This window comes from Candidatus Paceibacterota bacterium, assembly GCA_035452965.1.
In the GTDB taxonomy this organism is placed as follows: domain Bacteria; phylum Verrucomicrobiota; class Verrucomicrobiia; order Limisphaerales; family UBA8199; genus UBA8199.
This window is the reverse complement of the sequence record DAOTCE010000004.1, coordinates 107,256-121,220: the sequence shown is the minus strand read 5'-3', so window position 1 is coordinate 121,220 and position 13,965 is coordinate 107,256. Positions and strand designations below refer to the sequence as shown.

Genomic DNA, 13,965 nt, shown 5'->3' with positions numbered 1-13,965 from the left:
CAACATGAGCGAATTCATTCGGGACAACATGGGCCGACTCATCGGCCAACGCATTGAGAACGGCGATGTCTCGTACATGCGGGATGGAAATGGAAAGCTGAAAGGCCAGTACATCAAGTCAGCCGACAAGACGTATGATGGTCAGGGGCATTACGTTGGCCCAGGAGACCAAACGCTGCGAACGCTCGACAGCGAAAAGTGACAACCAACATCGAAGTCAGATTTGCCGACGGTGAGACCGCCGTTGTGGCCCTCGATTTCAAGAGCCATGCGGTGATTGACCTTGTTGTGCGGGGGTGGGCCTTGCTGTACCAGCGAGAAGTGGCGGAGTGGAAACCGACTACGGCGGCGGCGGAGTTTTGGTACGAAGCCAAGACGAAGCAGATGAACCGCTACGATGACCGATACTACCACGACATGCTTGTTGACCTCTTGCCCATTGCGGCAATGCAGAGGAAGCTCGGGAAGTAACGACTTCTGGGGCAGTAGCCAAAGGCATTCAGAGTAGCGCCAAAGTCATCAGCAACAACGTAAATTGTCTGGGCGACGCTAATGCCGCCCCCAGACGAGAACGGGAACCAGCTTCCGTTACGGCGACATCTGCAAGCGGAAGAAAAGTTGGTTCCAAAAGTCCACGCCAAAATACAGCGGATACGCAATGCTATTGCTGGCCGCCTTGAAGGGCGGACCTTCGCTATACCAGTTCTTCAAATCATCAGAGACTTGTAACTGGTATGTCACGCCGAGTATGAGATTGCTGAACGACGGTGTGACCGCCCCAATCGAGTCCATCAATGTTAACGTTAAACGTGGTGCTGCCTCGTATTGGTAAAGTTGCTGAACCTCGTTAGTGGAAAGGGCACGGTTGTAAATGCGGATGTCGTCCAGCCTACCGCTAAACGAACTTCCACCGTAGGTTGTACCGATGAACCACGTTCCACTCGGTCTTAGATAATTCGTAATCGAGGAAGGTGTTGTCTGCCTCCAAACGCCATCCAGAAGAAAACTGCAATCATTATTGGTTCCAAACACGATAGCAAAATGATGCCAGTTGGTTGAGGACGGAAAGGACGGGAAAATGCTCCATACGGAATACCCACCTTCCCAAACATTCGTAAGCCAAAGTCTTGTGTTCGGCGTAAAGGTAACGCCATTTGCTTGGTAAACAAAATTGAAATCCCATCGGTTTTCGGGGTCCTGCAAGACACTAAAAACTGGATAAACGGAAAAATTGCCGCCGCCAGGCAGACTGGGGTTTTCAATTTTCATCCAAAACGAAACCGTCATTGGTGAGGCTTCCTTCGGAAAGGACTCTGATAAGAGTTGGATGTAAGATTGCGACTGCGGAAAAAACGAAAAGCAGTTTGAGGTGAGTCCAAAGCGATCCGTCGCTAACAGGGCATTTACCACAGTCCCATTGTTGCCGTTTCCGCTCGCATCAATCGCATTCCCATTGAAGGGATAATACGCAACCAGCCCGTCGGTGAGAATGCACTGCGGGACTGATTCGTATGCGTAAAGCTGCTGTACCTCCGAAGCGGAGAGAGCACGATTGTAGATGCGAACGTCGTCCAAATCCACGTTTGAGTTCTGGTAGCCCGCCGAAAGGTTTCCCGCATCGCCCAAAGTCAGATTGGCGAATGTCGTCATCGGGAAAGCCGTGAGTTTGTTAGTGGTGATTTGCCCATCTCGGTAAACGGTTGTCTGGCCTCCCTCGGCGACGGAAACAAATAGGTGATGCCAAACATTCAAAAACTCAGATGCGGGTCCGAACGAGAGCGGACCATCGCCCGGTTCGCCGCCACCGCCGCCGCAGTGGGCGTATGTCACATTCCCGTTACCCTGATGAATCACTGGGTTCGCATTGCAGTAGAAGTTAGTATCGTTGAGTTCGCCGATGGCATATCCCTCATCATAATTGTTTAGACGCATCCACATTCCAAAACTGTACGATCCTGCCAGATTCACGGGGATATTGGCGAATTGCATTATTGCGTTCTGAAAGTGAAATGCGGCCTTTGTGTTTCCGAAGCGGTCTGTGGTCAACACCGTGTTTGTATTGACGGTTGCGTTGTGTCCGTTCCCGCTCGCATCATTCGCATTCCCGTTGAAGGGGTAATATGCAACAAGACCGTTTGTGAGAAACGTTTGCGAATACCCGTTGACTGCCAATCCCAAGGCGAGGGTGAGCAACGAGACCGTCTTTAGCATCGTTTTAATGTTCATTTTGATATCGTGTGCCGATGGACTACTACCGACCTGCCCAAATAGACCGCCCAAACAATGGACAATTGCGATTGGTTTCTGGACAGCACGCTTGTGGATTGCCCGAAGGCAAATGGCGCTTCCACTTCCCATCTGACTAGACTAATCAGTTCGCACCATTGGAGCAGCAAGGTTCTTGCCAACGGTTTTGTCATCTTGCCTCTGTCGGCTGCCCTGGCGACATGGCGGAAATGGTGCGTCATCGGCAAGGATTCAAAGCCCTGTTCACAAATCCCGTCCAGCCTCTCCATTTGGGGCCGGAGCGCCCTGATTGGAAGGGACGGGTGGAACTACCCTGAAACGACTCAATCCTTCCTGCCGCAAGCAAAGCCATTGACCCGAGAGGATGCCAAATCCGAAGGCCGCTACACCGTACCGCCGCAATCTTTTCCGTTGGCGAAATGGCGGGAATGGGGTGGCTCTTGGGAGTGCGGCCTTCGTGCAAGCGGATTTCTCCAAAGGGTGTTTCCGCATCCCCAAAACGGCTCCACTTGTCAGGGTTTTGTCAGGAGAAAATGACCGCTTGCGGGGTTCTTGTTCTGCGTAAGTGCTTGATTTTGAAGTGGCGCACCCATCAGGAGTTGAACCTGAAACCTTCTGATCCGTAGTCAGATGCTCTATCCAATTGAGCTATGGGTGCAACCCGCTCGCGGCAGGCGCTTCAAGCCTGTCGCAGGATGGAGCTGCCGGACAGCCGGACGTTCCATCTAACGGGTACTCTGCCAGACCGTGCGGCAATGGCAAGTTGAATTGGAGGGCCTCAAGCAGGGACCGGCCCAGCGCACCTTGCTGGCGCCAGAGGTCGCTTTTTGCATCGCCAAGCCTGCCGAGGTGAATAGGATTCAGGCACATGCGTGTCGGCAGCAGGGAAGCAGGATGAAGACGATCGTAATTGCCATCGGCGGCAACTCGCTGATCAAAGACGCGAAGCATATGAGCGTGCCGGACCAGTACGCCGCCGTGGTGGCAACGGCTCGCCACGTCGCGGACTTGCTGGTGCGCGGTTACCGCATCGTCATCACGCACGGCAACGGTCCCCAGGTCGGTTTCATCCTGCTGCGCAGCGAGTACTCGCGCGGCATTTTGCACCAGGTGCCGCTCGATTCCATCGTGGCGGACACGCAGGGGGCCCTTGGCTATCAGATCCAACAGGCCCTCGATAACGAGTTTCGTCGCCGGGGGCTGATGAAGTCCGTTGCCTCCATCGTCACGCAGACTTTGGTGGACAGCAACGATCCCGCATTCGCGAACCCAAGCAAGCCGATCGGCCAGTTCTACACTCGCGCCGAGGCCGAGGACCGCATGCGGGTCGAGAAATGGGCCATGGTCGAAGATGCCGGCCGGGGCTGGCGCCGGGTGGTGGCGTCGCCCAAGCCGGTCCGCATTATCGAGTCCGAAGCCGTAAGGCATCTGGTCAAGGACGGTTATGTAGTGATCGCGGCGGGCGGCGGCGGCATACCGGTAGCTGCAGACGAACACGGCATGCTGCGTGGGGTGGCGGCCGTGGTGGATAAGGACCTCGCCTCCGCAGTGCTGGCCGGGGCGATTGGCGCGGATCTGTTGGTGATCGCCACGGCGGTGGAGAAAGTATGCCTGAACTTCGGCAAGCCCGGCCAGCGCGCGCTGGACCGGATGACGGCGGCCGAGGCCAGGCAATACATGGGAGAAGGGCATTTCCATGCCGGTTCCATGCTCCCCAAGGTTGAGGCTTGCCTCCAGTTCCTCGAACAAGGCGGCCACGAGGCATTGATCACCTCGCCGCAAGCTTTGCCCGCCGCCCTGGACGGCACAACGGGCACCTGGTTGGCAGGCGGCTGACTCCGAGCCGGCGCTCCACGCTTCAATTTGGTCCGCGCTGCAAAGCCGGCACGTCAACTTGCCGGTCATCCCGCAGGGCCCGATCCGCCGGCAACACTTCGCCCAACCACAACCGCTGCGAGGTCCAACGGGCCGGTGGGTCAGCCCAGAACGGATCGCCCGCCGGCAGCCCCAGCGGAAGCAGCCCCGCGCTGCACAAGTATAGACTGCCGGTGGAGATGTAGGTCTCCCCCAAAGGCAGCTGGTGTCCGCAGAGACCGACTTGCAGCCAGCCGTCCTTGTCGAACGTGTGCGGTGCCTCGATCGTGCGTCGGATGACCGCGGTGAGCGCCCCTCGCACCTGCGCGGGCGCCACCCGCTCGGGCAGTTCGTGCAGCAGGGCCATCTGCCCCAAGGTTTGGAACGCGCCACACCGATAGGTGATCGAGCGGCCCACGACGGGATAGGTTCCATCTGGCGCGATCATGCGCTCTTGGATTTCCGCGTACCGCCGCGACCGGCGCAGCACCGCGGCGTAGCCCGCCTCGAACCGCGCGTCCCGCCGGCGCAACACACCGAAGATGTCCACCAGCGTGGGATGAATCACAAAGCTGTTGTAATAATCGCACCGATAGTACGGTCCGTCGGCATAGACCCCGTCTCCCGCATACCACCCCAGCATCTGGCGCAGATATCCTTCGAGCCGGTCTGCGATGGTCGGCTCGCCCAACTCCAGCAGCGCCGCCTCGATGGCCGCGGCGAACAGGATGTGATTGTTGCCAATCGGTTCGATCCCGCGCGACGCCTTGAGCGCGGCCGCCAGTTGCCGGCGCACGCGCGGTTCGAGCGGATCCCACAGCGCGCCCGGCGCCCGCAGAATGGCCTGGGCCAGGAAGGCCGTGTCTACGAGCGGCTGCTGTCCGTCGCCGAAGTTCATGAAGTCGGGGGACTGGGGATCGGTCGCGGCGTCCAACGCCAGCCACGCCAGCTGAAGAAGGCGCCTTTGAAGACGGGCTTCCGGGCCCTCCAGGTCCCGCCTGGCCAGCCAGGGGGCGAGGCCCACCACCAAACGCGCCACCGCTTCAAGATGAGTGTAGCGCCGCAACCTGCCCGCGTCGCCCGGTGTCTCGACCGGCATCGCCTTTCGCAACTCGCGCCGGGACAGGTGTTGCAGAACTGGTGTGGCGAGCCGTTCCGCCACGCTCAGCCAATAACGCCGGTCGTCTCGCCCGGTGGCAGCAGGCGGCGGTGCTGGTCGAGCAAGTGACGCCTTGGCGCCCGCGCCAGCCGTGCCCCAGATACCGGCGGCCGCGGCTGTCTTAAGGAAATCACGACGGGTTGGCATGACCTGGCGAGGATTGTCTGGACGCTTCTTGTTTTGCCAGCTTGAGAATCCAGCGCCCGTAGAGATAGATCATCACAGCCGAGGCCACGCCGATGGCGGCGAAAACATACCATGTCACCCCAACATGATGTGACTGGTAGAGCGCGTGGGTGAGTTGGGCCGGGGTTTCTCCGGTGACCTCGACCAGCTTCTTGAAGGCTTCCCCGATCGGCAGTGCCTGTTCGGTCACCTGCGCCGGCGACAGGCCCCGCTCGACGAGCATCTGCCGGGCGAACACGTCCTTAGCCGAGAAGATATGGTAGAGTTGTGGGCCGAGTTTGCCCTCGATGGTCCAGCCAATCAGGATCGGCGCCTGGGAGAAGCCAATCCACATCGCTTTCTTGTCCGGCGGCGCAATGTTGCCAAGGAACTCACTGAACTTGGGGCTGGCCAGCATCTCGCCGATGCTGAAGACGATCATCGCGAGCACCGCAAAACCGATCAGATTGGTCAGGCCGAACAACGTCAGCGCGGCCACCACCATCACTGTGCCCGCCAACATGCTCGTCGTGGCCCGCAGTTTCGCGCTCAGGCCGGCAAACAGGAAGCAGGTGAGCATGATCATGCCCGCGTTGATGTTGACAATGCCCTCAGGCTGGATGGTTTGGCCGCTCTTGTCCATGCCTAGCAGAAAGTGCCAGAATCCGCTGTGGGTCCCGTCTGCGCCGAAGAGGAACTGCACCATCGGCGCGGTGTCCACCCAGTCCTCGATGTACTTGGGCAGCACGTCCCAGAGCATCGGGAACATCAGCCACCAGACCGAGAAGATGACCAGGTAGAGCGCCAGGTGCGGCTTTTTCAGCTCCGCCAGCGCTTCGAGCGCCAGGCTGCGCTGTTTCTCGGCGCCCGAGCGGAGGCGCTGCTGGCGGGCGAGGCGCTCCTCCTTGCCCGGTTCGCGATAGGTCAGCAGCAGCAGGAAATTGCAGCAGATCACTGCCGCATTGATGTAAAACACGTACTTCCACGATAGCTGGCGCATTTGCAGCGCGATCAGCGGGCCAATCCAGCCGCCGATGTTCACGGTCTGGTAGAAGATGCCCCACGCCATGGAGCTGTTCCGGCGGTTGGTGGCTTTGATGAGCGTCCCCTGCACCCCCGGCTTGAAGATCGCCGTGCCGGTGGCCAGCAGCATGGCTCCCGCGAAGAAACCCCAGTAGCTGTGGAACCACGCCATGACCAGGTAGCCCAACGCCTTGATGACCGTTGAGGCGAAGATGGTCTCCTTATAGCCATAGCGGTCCGATAAGCCGCCCGTGAATATCGGTATGAGCGATTGGAGAAGATTCCAGCACAGCAACAACGTGCCGAACGTGGCCATGGTCACCCCCAAACCCCCTTCCGACGCGGGCCGCGTCGCGTAGAGCGTCGCGACCGCCCGCACGCCGTAATAGGCGAGGCGCTCGACCATTTCCATCCCGCCGCAGACCCAAAACACGTAGCTGAGACTGGCGATCGAGGCCCACAAGCCGAGTTGCTTTACATCGGCCAATGTGGTTTCGGCGGGCGGCGGGGGCGGAGGCGTCGCGGTTTGTTGGCTCATATCAAAGCAGCGTCTTGAACAGACCATACAGGCCCACGCTCAAGGCCGCCAGCGAATCGCCGGCGATGAGTCCACCGCCTATGAGCGACATCGTGCTCATGTCGGACGGCAACTGTCTTCCCGCAGACTGTGGGCGGCGCGCGGCGAGCCGGTCCTGGGCCGCATTGAACAACGATGACCCCACCCCGCCCGCCGTCCACCACAGCACCGTGGGCAATTCCACAAACCCCCCGAACGACGACGCGTAAGGGCTGGGCAGGAGCACCGCGTCGAGGACGAAATCCCCCGCTCGCGCCCGGCGCGAGGTCTTCAAAGCCTGCTGGTAGCCCGGAATCCGCTTGATCAGCTTGCGCGCGATCTCGATCAGCAGGCCGAGCGCGATGCCCAGCCGCAGGGCCTTCATAATGTGCGGCTGGGAAGTGGTGATGCCTTTCAACGCGCCGACCAGTTTGTAGGTCATGGCCGATTGCCATTGTTGGGCGCCTTCGATGTTCGGGTGGCTGAACTGGTCCTTGGTGAGCACGTCATACGAACTCATGAACACCTTCGCCAGCACCACCGCCAGCACCGCCCCCATCGCGATGCCGATGACCTGATAGCGGAACTGCACGATGCGGTTTGTCCCCAGCCGCCAGCCGGTCGAACGGTCCTGCTGCATGTCGCCCCCAGTGCTGCAAGCGATCAGGAGAATGGCCGCGCACAGCAGCCCCACGCCCGGGTCGCGCAGCCCCAACGCCGCCAGGATGAACACCGTCAGGACAAACGCGCTGGAGATGGGGTTCCAATCCGAGATCCCCAGCGAAATCCCGTTCACCAGCACAAAGAGGAAGCAGAGACCCACCGCGACCGCGAGAAAGAACACCGGCTGCTGCAGCAACTGGCTGCCGAGCACCACCGTCGCCGCGCCCCAGAACAGCACCCACAACACGAGCCGCAGCATGTTGACGCGCTTCCAGTCCTCGGCCGGCTTGGCGGGTTCGGCGCTTTGTTGGCGAAACCGGCGCGCGGCCTGGATGAGAATCAGCGCCAGGTCAAGAATCGCCGCCCCGAGAATGGTCCCCAGCGAAATGATAAAGCCAATCTTGCGGAACGGCTCGTCCGGCTTCAACCAGCCGATGCTCACCAGGTAAGGCGTCTGCCACACACCGATCAGCCCCACCACCAGGGCCGGAATCGCGATGCGCGCCCCCACGATCAACCCCGCTCCGAACGTGGAGGTGGAGATGCTTAAGTGGGTCAGCGCCTCGATCCCCTTCTGCGTCACCCCGAACCTGCTCAGCGACGGCAGGTTCAGCGCGAAGAGTCCTCCCCCGTAACCCGCCAGCATTCCACCGCCGAGCTTGGCAATCGAGCGTTTCAGCAGCGTCTTGTCCGTCAGCGCCCGCAGGATGTTGGCCACCGCAAAGCCCGATGGGAAGGCCAGTTGCATCCGGTCCACCAGCACCGGCGTGTAGAGCATGCCGATCCCGACACCAAACATCCCGATGGACATGAAGTACAGCACCAGCTTCCACACCGGCGGCTCAGGCAAGCCCATCCACACCATCGCCTGCACCAGCACCGCCATGCCGCACATGCCGGCTACGGACGCCGCCATCGTTTGCATGTAATTGGCCCCGTGCCGCCCTTCCGGGCCATAAGGGAGCGTGACCGTGCTGCCAAGGATGCCCGCCAGCACCTGGCCCCCGATGAAGAACCCGATCGAGAAGTTCATGAACGCCGCCGAGATCCCTCCCAGCGGCCCCAGAACCAGGATCGCCACCGCCGCCAGCATCAGGTGATAGGCCGGCGAGCCGATTCGCGGCAGCAGACGCCGCACGCCCGAATGAGCCGTTGGATGGTCAGCCATAGCGCAACTAATTCGGCGCAAGATAGGGAAGGGGGCACTGCAGGGAAAGCAAAACACCGCCGCTCCCACATCACGGCGTCGGGAAGCAACGTGAAAAACTCCCTTGACAACAGGCGGGATTTGGATTAGGAATATCCAAGTTCGAGTGCGGGGCTCGGCCCTCGGACAGCGCGGGAAGATGGAGCCCAATCAAGGACCAATTATGACCCAATCATGCTCTAATCATGCTGCAATCATGCAGTCAGCACGGGAACATCACGCCACTCGCACGCTCCGGTCCCGCTCAGCCCGCTCTCAGGCGGCGGGGCAGCGTGCGGGGTGCATGCGGCGCATAGCCTCAGCGTGTCATGAGTCAGTCGGCCTCGGCTTCAAGGCGGATTAAATGCGCCGACGGACGTCGGCGTCTGCTTCGGCACGAGCTCCGTGCCGGGCGGCCTGCCTCCCGCGGTCACGCCCAGTTCCGGCATAAGTTTTTACCGGCTGGAGTTGCTGCCGTGGTCTGGCCAGCCGTTGCAGGCCGGGTTTGACATCTGTTTCCGGTGGCCTAGCTTGCCCCGATGTTCGACTCGTTAAGCAGCAAGCTGCAGAATGCCTTCCGAAACCTGCGCGGCCTCGGCAAAATCTCCGAGACCAACGCCGCCGAGGCGTTGCGGGAGGTGCGGCAGGCGCTGCTCGAGGCCGACGTGAATTTCAAGGTGGCGCGGGACTTCATCGAGCGGGTCAAGGCCAAGGCGCTGGGCCAGGAGGTCGTCCAAAGTGTTCAGCCCGGGCAGCAAGTCATCAAGATCATCCACGACGAGCTGGTGGACCTGCTCGGCTCGGCCAACGCGGGGCTCCAGCTGAGCGGCAACCCGAGCTGCGTGCTCATGGTGGGCCTGCACGGCTCAGGCAAAACCACCTCCAGCGGAAAGCTGGGGCGGCTGTTGCACAAGCAGGGGCGCACCCCCTTGCTGGTGGCCGCCGATGTTTACCGCCCGGCGGCCATGGAGCAACTGGAGAAGCTGGGACAGCAAGTCGAACTGCCTGTGTTCGCTCACAAGGGCGAGACGGACGTGCTCCGGATAGCGCGTGAGGCTCTGGACTTCGCGCGCGCGAACAACCGCAATACGCTGATCTTCGACACGGCGGGGCGCCTGCAAATTGACGAGCCGCTGGTGCGGGAACTGGTCCGGCTGCGCGACCTGGTCAAACCGCAGGAGACGCTGCTCGTGCTGGACGCCGCCACCGGCCAGGAAGCCGTCAACGTCGCAACACACTTCGACCAGGCGCTCCAAATCACCGGTTCCATCCTCACCCGGTTGGACGGCGACGCCCGCGGCGGCGCGGCCCTGAGCCTGCGCGCGGTGACGGGCAAGCCGATCAAGTTCGCCGGCATCGGGGAGAAGCTGGACGAATTCGAGCCGTTTCACCCCGAGCGCATGGCGTCGCGCATCCTGGGCATGGGCGACGTGGTCAGCCTGGTCGAGAAAGCGGCCGAAGCGGTGGACCTGGACGACGCTCGGCGCATGGAAGAGAAGATGCGCAAGGGCCAGTTCTCGCTGGAGGACTTCCTGGAGCAACTCCGTCAGATGAAGAAGCTGGGGCCGCTCGAGTCCATCGTCGGCATGTTGCCCGGCGGAACGGAAGCCCTGAAAGGGGCCGATTTGAACAAGCAAGAGAAGGAATTTCGCCACATGGAGGCGATGATTTGCGGGATGACGCCCCAGGAGCGGCGCAATCCCCATATCCTCAACGCGCGTCGCCGCCAACGAATCGCCAAGGGCAGCGGCGTCACGGTCACCGAGCTCAACACGATGCTCAACCGCTTTTCGCAAATGCAGCAGATGATGAAGAAGATGGGCAAGTTCCAGAAGATGATGGCCCGGATGGGCGGGGGGGCAGGCGGGTTGTTGCGGCCGCGTTGACTCCCACCGCTTTCACCGCCGGGTGAGTCGGGGGCAATTCAGCGAGGGGGTATTGTGCCACAAGCTGCTGCGATTGAGGCGCTCGCCCCAGGTGGCCACGCCACAAACGCAGCAACCGGACCAGTCCCGGCTCCCCCTCCAGGCGGAGCTCTGCGGCGCGCTACAGGTGGAAATGGCCCGCGGCTTCCGGCTGATACAACACCTCTTCGACTCGCAGACGCACGAGGCCGGCCGGCACCTGCCACTCGAATTCGTCGCCGACGCGATGTCCGAGCATCGCTGTGCCAATTGGAGCCACGACGGAAATCTTGTCATGCTCGATGCTCGCGTTTCCCGGAAAAACCACCGTGAAGGTCATTTCTTCCCCGGTGTCCAGGTCCCGCAGCCGGGCCTTGGAATTCATGGTGATGACATCGGGCGGCACGTCCGCCGGCGTAACGATCCGAGCCTGCTTCAGCTCGGCTTCTAACGCCCGCAGGTCATCGCGCGAGTTCTTGATGCCTTCGACCAGCGGGCGAAGCCGCTGCAGGTCTGCTTCAGTGATGTAGATGACGCGTGGATTCATAACGGACTTCACGATGGTGTTCTGTTGTTGTGTTGTTGATTGTGTTGAGAGGCGACCTGAGTCCGTCAGGCCGAAAGCCAAAAGGCCATTTCGTTGACTTGTTCGGGCGAGCCGAGGACGAGCAAATCGTCGCCGGCCTGCAACGTTTCGGTGCGGCCCGGGCTGACCAGCGAACGCTGGCCTCGCTCGATGCCGACGATCTGAATGCCGAACAGGGAGTTCAGCGCGAGCTCCCCAAGCGGCCGGCCGATCTGCCGCGAGTTGGCCGGCACCGTGAGGTGTTCGAGGCTCAAGTCCGCAAGTTGCGATTCCTGCCTCGCCGCCACGGTGAGCTCCGCCTCCTGGTTGAGCCAGCCTTCGGCGCGGCGCAAGTCTTCTTCCTGGCCGAGCAAGAGCACCTTGTCGTTCGGGTACAGAACTGTGGTGGAGCCGGGGTTCGGGATCCCCACGCCCTGCCGCTCAATGCTGACAATCGTGCAGGAAAACTTCTGCCGCAGCGGCAATTCGGCGATAGTCCGGGCTGCCGCCCAGCTGTTCTGTCCGATTGTGAATTCACCCAGGTTGAGATCCCATTTCCCTTTCCGGCCCGGCCAGCCCGCCAGCCGTGGCTTCGCGTCGGCGAAGGGTGAATCGGCCAGCTGCGTTCGCAACTCGACCTCGAACCGGCTGTGCACCCGAATCAGTCTGCGCCAGAACACCGCCGCCAGAATGAGGAATACCGCCGCCAGCGCGGCAAACCCCCATCCGGGCAGCGCGCCATAAGGCAAGAGCGCCGCCAGCCACACGAATATGGCTACCAACGCCGCGCCTTTCAGCAGCCGTTCAAAGAACGACTGCAGCCCGGCGCGTTTTGCCCGCCCGGCGAAGGCGGATTCGGCGCAGATCATGCCCAGCGCTTCCACGTTTCTCCACAGCGCGATCAGCGGCGCAAGCAACAAAATGCTAAACCCGAACCAGAAGATCAGCGGCAAGCCGTTGGCCGCGGGCCAATCCGCGCCCAGCCATTTCTCGGCCAGCGCATACAGTGGCTTGGCGAAAGTCAGCAACCCGGAAATAAACAGCACCAATAACGCGACCTGGACGATGCGAGGCGCCGTGAGTCTCCATAACAGGCTGGCGCCCTGGCGTTGTTTCATGCTCTCCACCCGTTCGCGGTAGAAGCCGAGCCACTCCTCCAACAAGCCCGGTTGCTGGCGCTCCACCCAGGCGCTCAGCCGGCCGGACCGGCGAATGAACAACGGCGTTGTGACCGCGGTCAGCAGACAAACACCGATGCCGAGGGCATAGAAGGACGGAGGCACCAGCCCCCCCTGAACGCCCGTCAGCGCAATGATGAGCGAAAACTCGCCAATCGCCGTCAGACACAGCGCGGCGCGGAGGGCGTCTCCGATCGGGTGCCCCACCATCAGCAGCGCGCCCGTGGCGGCAAACGCGCGGCACACGATGGCCAGGAAGAATACCCCCAGCACCAGCGGCCAGACCTCGGCCAGCAGCTTGAAATCGAACAACATGCCCATTGCCACGAAGAAGACCGGCGCAAACACTTCGCAGAGACCACCAAGCACTCGCTCAACCTGGTCCCCCCGCCCGGTGGTGGACACAATCGTGCCGAGCAGAAACGCCCCGAGCGCGGCTGAGAATCCGGCCTTGGCGGAGAGCAACGCCATCGCGAGCAACAATCCGACGATCGCCAGGGAGCGGACCTCGGAGGAAATGCCAAGCCCCAGGCGGTTCAGCAGCGGAGGGATGAGCAACAACGCGCCAATGACCATCGTGATAATGACGGCCTTCAATCGAATTACCGCGTGGACTACGACCATCGAGTCCGCTTGTCCGGCTTGAATCAGCGAAGCCAGCACCGTCAGGGTGATTACAGCCACCAAGTCATCGAGCGCCGTGACCGTCAACGCGGTCTGGCCGAAACGGTGGTGCGTGGCGTTCGCCTCGCGCAAGCTCTTGCCGATGACCGCGGTGCTCGAAACCATGAGCATCCCCGCCAGGACAAGGCTGTGCTGGCCGGGCCAGCCGAGCGCGGCGCCCAAAACGCGGCAGGCAACCAGCACCAACATGGCGATCAGCACTGTCGCCAGAACCAGCGGCAGGCCGACTTTCCTGAGGCGTTGCAGTCTTATCCCCGTGCCGATGCTGAAGATCAGAAAGACCAACCCGATTTGCGCCAGCGACTGGATCCGCCCGGTGTCGGAGACCAGCACGAACGAATGCGTGTGCGGGCCGATCAGAATCCCAGCCGTAATGTAACCGATCACCACGGGCAGGCCGGCGCGCTGGCAAACCCACGCCGCCGCCGCGGCGATCAACATCACCAATCCCAAATCCTGAATGAAATCAATCCCGGACATGTTCGGCTGATGGCTGGGTGTTTCCCGTGCTCCCCCGGCCCGGCGGGCTGGCGCTTTCGGTTGCGCACAAGACCGGGCAGGGCGCATGCCGCAGGATCACGTCTGCATTCGATCGCCTGGCCCCCATCAAAATGGCGTGGAGCAACGGGATGCCGGCCCGAACTGTCGCCTCGAAATCCACCAGCCAGCGCAGCCCTGTTCGCAGCCATTCGGCCGGCGCCGCTGCCACCGGGGGAATTTCCGCTGCCGGGCTCAAGCTTGACTGGCTTAGCGTGTTCATTTCGTCTTGGCTGCTGGAGGA

General features: G+C 61.5%; 11 protein-coding genes and 1 tRNA gene. 4 read left to right on the top strand and 8 right to left on the bottom strand.

The annotated features are described in order from the left end of the window. Positions 1–4: 4 nt before the first annotated feature. Both P5205_05560 and P5205_05555 read left to right on the top strand, forming a co-directional pair. Positions 5–202, top strand: a complete 198-nt coding sequence (locus P5205_05560) for a hypothetical protein (GenBank protein HSA09821.1) — start codon at positions 5–7, stop codon at positions 200–202. Next, on the top strand, positions 199–471 hold the full coding sequence (locus tag P5205_05555; GenBank protein HSA09820.1) for a hypothetical protein: 273 nt from the start codon (positions 199–201) through the stop codon (positions 469–471). The genes P5205_05560 and P5205_05555 overlap by 4 nt, the downstream gene beginning before the upstream one ends. 117 nt (positions 472–588) lie before the next feature. Here the strand turns inward: P5205_05555 and P5205_05550 are convergent, their stop codons facing one another. Both P5205_05550 and P5205_05545 read right to left on the bottom strand, forming a co-directional pair. Next, entirely contained in the window at positions 589–2,226 is a 1,638-nt protein-coding gene (locus P5205_05550) for a hypothetical protein (protein ID HSA09819.1), read from the bottom strand. A 602-nt stretch (positions 2,227–2,828) separates the two neighbouring features. Next, a tRNA-Arg gene (locus tag P5205_05545) sits at positions 2,829–2,905 on the bottom strand. A 236-nt stretch (positions 2,906–3,141) separates the two neighbouring features. On the opposite strand from P5205_05545, the gene arcC reads away from it, so the two are divergent. Beyond that, the gene (gene arcC / locus P5205_05540; protein HSA09818.1) at positions 3,142–4,083 is read left to right on the top strand and encodes a carbamate kinase; all 942 of its coding nucleotides are present in this window, start codon (positions 3,142–3,144) and stop codon (positions 4,081–4,083) included. Positions 4,084–4,105: 22 nt separating this feature from the next. On the opposite strand, the gene P5205_05535 is transcribed toward arcC, so the two are convergent. Genes P5205_05535 through P5205_05525 form a run of 3 tightly spaced genes read right to left on the bottom strand, consistent with a single transcriptional unit; the run spans position 4,106 to position 8,835 of the window. Then, positions 4,106–5,407: a DUF2264 domain-containing protein gene (locus P5205_05535; protein ID HSA09817.1), complete on the bottom strand. Its 1,302-nt coding sequence runs from the start codon at positions 5,405–5,407 to the stop codon at positions 4,106–4,108. Further along, positions 5,391–6,986 carry an MFS transporter gene (locus P5205_05530; GenBank protein HSA09816.1) on the bottom strand — a complete coding sequence of 532 codons (1,596 nt, stop codon included), beginning with the start codon at positions 6,984–6,986 and terminating at the stop codon, positions 5,391–5,393. Before P5205_05530 ends, P5205_05535 begins: the two co-directional genes overlap by 17 nt. Before the next feature lies 1 nt (position 6,987). Then, entirely contained in the window at positions 6,988–8,835 is a 1,848-nt protein-coding gene (locus P5205_05525) for an OPT/YSL family transporter (GenBank protein ID HSA09815.1), read from the bottom strand. A gap of 557 nt (positions 8,836–9,392) precedes the next feature. Between P5205_05525 and ffh the strand changes: the two genes are divergently transcribed. Then, the gene (ffh, locus tag P5205_05520) at positions 9,393–10,739 is read left to right on the top strand and encodes a signal recognition particle protein (GenBank protein HSA09814.1); all 1,347 of its coding nucleotides are present in this window, start codon (positions 9,393–9,395) and stop codon (positions 10,737–10,739) included. Between the two features lie 160 nt (positions 10,740–10,899). Here ffh and rnk read toward each other — a convergent pair whose 3' ends face one another. From rnk to P5205_05505, 3 genes are all read right to left on the bottom strand, one after another. Continuing rightward, positions 10,900–11,304 (bottom strand): nucleoside diphosphate kinase regulator, encoded by a 405-nt coding sequence (rnk, locus tag P5205_05515; protein HSA09813.1) that lies wholly within the window; start codon positions 11,302–11,304, stop codon positions 10,900–10,902. A 65-nt stretch (positions 11,305–11,369) separates the two neighbouring features. Continuing rightward, a complete protein-coding gene (locus P5205_05510; protein ID HSA09812.1) occupies positions 11,370–13,664 on the bottom strand; it encodes a cation:proton antiporter in 2,295 nt (764 codons plus the stop codon). Next, positions 13,651–13,944: a hypothetical protein gene (locus tag P5205_05505; GenBank protein HSA09811.1), complete on the bottom strand. Its 294-nt coding sequence runs from the start codon at positions 13,942–13,944 to the stop codon at positions 13,651–13,653. Before P5205_05505 ends, P5205_05510 begins: the two co-directional genes overlap by 14 nt. Between the last annotated feature and the right edge of the window lie 21 nt (positions 13,945–13,965).

What these genes read in the sequence shown, in the direction of transcription:
- P5205_05560 (HSA09821.1), top strand. Translation starts at nt 5, where the DNA reads ATGAGCGAATTCATTCGGGACAACATGGGCCGACTCATCGGCCAACGC.
- P5205_05550 (HSA09819.1), bottom strand. Translation starts at nt 2,226, where the DNA reads ATGAACATTAAAACGATGCTAAAGACGGTCTCGTTGCTCACCCTCGCC.
- arcC (HSA09818.1), top strand. Translation starts at nt 3,142, where the DNA reads ATGAAGACGATCGTAATTGCCATCGGCGGCAACTCGCTGATCAAAGAC.
- P5205_05535 (HSA09817.1), bottom strand. Translation starts at nt 5,407, where the DNA reads ATGCCAACCCGTCGTGATTTCCTTAAGACAGCCGCGGCCGCCGGTATC.
- P5205_05530 (HSA09816.1), bottom strand. Translation starts at nt 6,986, where the DNA reads ATGAGCCAACAAACCGCGACGCCTCCGCCCCCGCCGCCCGCCGAAACC.
- P5205_05525 (HSA09815.1), bottom strand. Translation starts at nt 8,835, where the DNA reads ATGGCTGACCATCCAACGGCTCATTCGGGCGTGCGGCGTCTGCTGCCG.
- ffh (HSA09814.1), top strand. Translation starts at nt 9,393, where the DNA reads ATGTTCGACTCGTTAAGCAGCAAGCTGCAGAATGCCTTCCGAAACCTG.
- rnk (HSA09813.1), bottom strand. Translation starts at nt 11,304, where the DNA reads ATGAATCCACGCGTCATCTACATCACTGAAGCAGACCTGCAGCGGCTT.
- P5205_05510 (HSA09812.1), bottom strand. Translation starts at nt 13,664, where the DNA reads ATGTCCGGGATTGATTTCATTCAGGATTTGGGATTGGTGATGTTGATC.
- P5205_05505 (HSA09811.1), bottom strand. Translation starts at nt 13,944, where the DNA reads ATGAACACGCTAAGCCAGTCAAGCTTGAGCCCGGCAGCGGAAATTCCC.